This window comes from Polaromonas sp., from assembly GCF_041689105.1.
GTDB lineage: Bacteria > Pseudomonadota > Gammaproteobacteria > Burkholderiales > Burkholderiaceae_C > Polaromonas.
On sequence record NZ_JBDNGU010000074.1, the window covers coordinates 1 to 1,950 of the forward strand.

The 1,950-nt window shown below is 60.4% G+C and carries 2 protein-coding genes and 1 pseudogene; 1 reads left to right on the forward strand and 2 read right to left on the reverse strand.

What is annotated here, in order from left to right; genetic code table 11:
* Window positions 1–141, reverse strand: a 141-nt coding sequence (locus ACESMT_RS07060; protein ID WP_372825860.1) for an NIPSNAP family protein, incomplete at its 3' end; no start/stop codon positions are given.
* Window positions 142–152: 11 nt separating this feature from the next.
* Window positions 153–1,703: a choline-sulfatase gene (gene betC / locus ACESMT_RS07065; RefSeq protein WP_372825859.1), complete on the reverse strand. Its 1,551-nt coding sequence runs from the start codon at window positions 1,701–1,703 to the stop codon at window positions 153–155.
* A 143-nt stretch (window positions 1,704–1,846) separates the two neighbouring features.
* Here betC and ACESMT_RS07070 point away from each other — a divergent pair.
* Window positions 1,847–1,950: pseudogene (locus tag ACESMT_RS07070) on the forward strand (IS6 family transposase); the annotation flags it as partial.

Here is a 1,950-nt window from a genome sequence, read left to right on the forward strand (position 1 = left end):
AGGGCCGACATAGGTCGTCCAGAATGCCGTGGGCCGGATGCCGTACTTCTTCCAAAGCGGCAGGGTCACAGTCTGAAATCGATTGTTCACGTCTGGCAGGCGGCCGGGCATGCAATGGTAGATCCGAAGTTCGTGAATCATGTCAGCTCTCGTTAGGATTGACCGGGATGGTCGGGAGGTTTAGGTGAAACAAAGGGGAAACGGGCCAAGCCCTTGACTGTAGTCGCCGACGCCGCGCCACCACTGCGAACGAACTGCCGGGATGCGTCTCGCCGCGGCTCATAGTCCCAGCCAACGAAGTCGCCGGCTTGGCGCGTATTTTGAATGAACAACCGTTGTCGAGCGCTCGTGGCCATCGCCTCCTTGAGTGCGCGAACGTCCCATTGCGCATGCAGGTAATCTAACAGCTCGCGCTCAATGGACGCAGTGGTTTCCTCACCACTGCGGTTGAAGCGCTCATCGGGGTCGACATGCAGGTCATAGAGCTGCGGCGGATCATCCTCGCAGAAGATGTACTTCCACTGCCGCTTGCGCACCATGAGGCAGGGACTGAACGCGCCATCGCCGGTCATCTCGGCAAACACTGGCCGGTCGGGCGCTAGGCCAGGCCTCAGCAGATCTGTGCCATCTTGCGGCGCCACGGGGACCAGCGGTGCGCGATTCTGGCTGGCTAAGCCCAACAGCGTTGGCATGAGATCCACCAATGACACCGGGTGCGCCACCCGGGCGGGCTCCTGGCCTGGAGCTGCGATCACGAGCGGGATACGCATTGCGCCTTCGAAGAACATCCACTTGTACCAGAGCCCACGCTCACCGAGCATGTCACCGTGGTCTGAAGTGAACACGATCACCGTGTCATCCGCCAGATTCATCTCCTGCAAGGTCTCCAGCAGGACGCCCACCTGATCGTCGACGTAACTCACCATCGCGTAATAGGCGTGGCGTGACCGGCGCACGTCCGCGTCGGTCACATCGTACTCATCGAACTTGTAGATCTGGCGCAGCCGCCCGCTATGTGGGTCGAGCTCGGCCGCAGGCAGGGGTGCTATTCTGGGCATGTCGATGTCGGCGTGCTCGTAACGATCCCAATACGTGCTGGAGATGACGTATGGGTTGTGCGGGTGGGTTAGCGAAACGGTCAGGAAGAAAGGCTTGGCAGCGGGTTGCCGGCCCATCTCACGCAGTTTCTGAACAGCCTTAAACTCCACCTCGTCATCGTACTCCAGCTGCAAGCTGCGTCGGCACTGGCCAGACTCCACAACGCTGCGCAGATTCAGTCCAGTGGCCGCCACGGGGATCGCCTGCTGCCAGTCGGGCGTCCATCCAAAGTCGGATGGATAGATGTCGGTGGTGAGTCTCTCGCGGTAGCCATGCAGTTGATCCGGCCCCACGAAATGCATCTTGCCCGACAACGTGGTGCTGTAGCCAAGAGCGCTCAGGTAGTAGGGGATGGTCGGCGCTTGCGCCGCGAACTCGCAAGCGTTGTCATACACGCCCACGCGGCTGGCAAGGCGTCCGGTGAGCATCGACGCACGCGACGGTGCACACAACGGGAAGTTGCAATAGACCTGTTCGAAGTGGGTGCCTCGTGCAAAGAGTTGGTCTAGATGCGGTGTCTTGCAGACCGTGTTGCCGTAGGCACGAAGTGCACCCGCAGTCAACTGGTCTGCCATGATCAGCAAAATATTGGGCTGGCTACGCATGGTCCCGGACCGCTCAGTCTGCCGTGATACCAGACTGCCGGACCACCTTGCCCCAGAGTTCCAATTCGCTCCGCATGTGCACACGCAGCGCCTGGGCACCCTCAGGGGTTTTGTCGCAATAAGCCATGCCTGACAATATCGGCATGACAGAGACGACCCAGATGGCGATGATTGGCGAGCTACGCAAGGTGCTCAAGCGGCTGCACTATCCGTTGGAAGTCATGCTGGTGTGCGCTCGCTGGTACGC